Annotated in this window: 2 protein-coding genes; both read left to right on the top strand. The window is 72.0% G+C overall.

What is annotated here, in order from left to right:
* Nucleotides 1–862 (top strand): glycoside hydrolase family 16 protein (locus tag V7E46_RS33440; protein ID WP_333771911.1); only part of this gene is annotated, 862 nt, incomplete at its 5' end.
* A 93-nt stretch (nt 863–955) separates the two neighbouring features.
* Nucleotides 956–1783, top strand: an 828-nt coding sequence (locus V7E46_RS33445; protein ID WP_333771912.1) for an RNA polymerase sigma factor, incomplete at its 3' end; no start/stop codon positions are given.

The raw sequence follows: 1783 nt of genomic DNA on the forward strand, positions 1-1783 counted from the left end.
CACCACTCCCCCCACGACCCCGCCCACCTCACCAGGCGGTGGCGGCGACCAGAACGCACCCGCGCTCTTCGACGACTTCTCCTACACCGCCAGCTCCGACCCGGCCGTCCAGCAGCACGGCTGGACGGTGAAGTCCGGGCAGGGCGGACCCGGCGTGGCCGGCGCCACCTGGTCGCCGCAGGACGTCACCTTCGTCGCCGACGGCTCGAACAAGGTGATGAACCTGCGGCTCACCACCGACGGCACCGCCTCCGGCACCCGGGAGACCGAACTCCAGACCACCGCCAGGAAGTTCAAGAACGGGACCTACGCGGCCCGGGTGCGTTTCGACGACACCCCCAGCGGCGGCCCCGACGGCGACCACGTCAACCAGACCTTCTTCACCTTCACCCCGCTCAACGCGCCGATGGACCCCGACTACAGCGAGCAGGACTTCGAGTACCTGCCCAACGGCGGCTGGGGCGAGACGCAGAACATCATGTACGAGACGTCCTGGGAGACCTACAACCCCGACCCGTGGAACGCCGTCAACACCCACGGCCAGCAGTACGGCAGCCTGGACGGCTGGCACGATCTGCAGATCACCATCGACAACACCAGCATCACGTACTACATCGACGGCCAGGCCGTCGCGACGCACGGTGAGCCGTACCTGCCCGAGACGCCGCAGTGGATCGACTTCAACCACTGGCTGATCGACCTGGCCGGGCAGACCGGCAGCACCCCGCGGTCGTACGACGAGCAGGTGGACTACGTCTGCTTCGTCAAGGACCAGGTGCTCAGCCCGGCGCAGGTGAGCGCGCGGGTCGCGGGCTACCGTGCGGCGGGCACCGCGTTCACGGACACCGTGCCCAATCCGTAGCCGGCGCGTCGCGCCCGGCGGGTTTCCGTTATCCGCCGGGCGTGGCACCGTCTCCTGTCCGGGGGAACTGTGACGGACGGAGAGTGGAGCAGCATGCGCGCAGGCGACCGTGTCGGACCCGACCCCGCGCTGGTGACCGCCGCGCGGGCGGGCGATCAGCCGGCGCTCGACCGGCTGGTCGCGCAGTGCCTGCCGCTGGTCTACAACGTCGTGGGCCGGGCACTGGACGGGCACGACGATGTGGACGACGTGGTGCAGGAGACGCTGCTGCGGGTGGTGCGCGGTCTGGCGGACCTGCGCGACCCGGCGGCGTTCCGGTCCTGGCTGGTGGCCATCGCGGTACGCCAGGTGCGGGACCGCGAGCAGGCGCGCAAGGCGTCCTGGCACCACCAGACGGCCCTGGACGCGGCCGAGCTGATACCCGACCCCGCGTCCGACTTCGCAGCGGTGACCATTTTGCGCCTCGGCCTGACCGACCAGCGCCGCGACATCGCCGAGGCCACCCGCTGGCTGGACGGCGACGACCGTACGCTGCTGGCGCTGTGGTGGCTGGAGGAGACCGGTGACCTCGGCCGCTCGGAACTGGCCGACGCGCTCGGCCTGACCCGGCAGCACGCGGCGGTCAGGGTGCAGCGGATGAAGGAGCAGCTGGAGACCTCGCGGTCGGTGGTACGCGCGCTGGGCGGCGGCCCGGAGTGCGACGGGCTGCGCCATCTGACCGGCGGCTGGGACGGGGTGCCGAGCCCCCTGTGGCGCAAGCGCTTCGCCCGGCACATCCGCGGCTGCGCCGACTGCACCGGGCGCGCCGGGGCGCTGCTGCCGATGGACCGGCTGCTCAGCGGGCTGCCGCTGCTGCCGGTGCCGATCGGCGTCGGCGGCCCGTTCGCCGCGCACGCCCCCGCCTTTCCCGCCGCCTTCGCC

The sequence above is a fragment of the Streptomyces sp. IBSBF 2435 genome, assembly GCF_036815005.1.
Classification (GTDB): Bacteria; Actinomycetota; Actinomycetes; order Streptomycetales; family Streptomycetaceae; genus Actinacidiphila.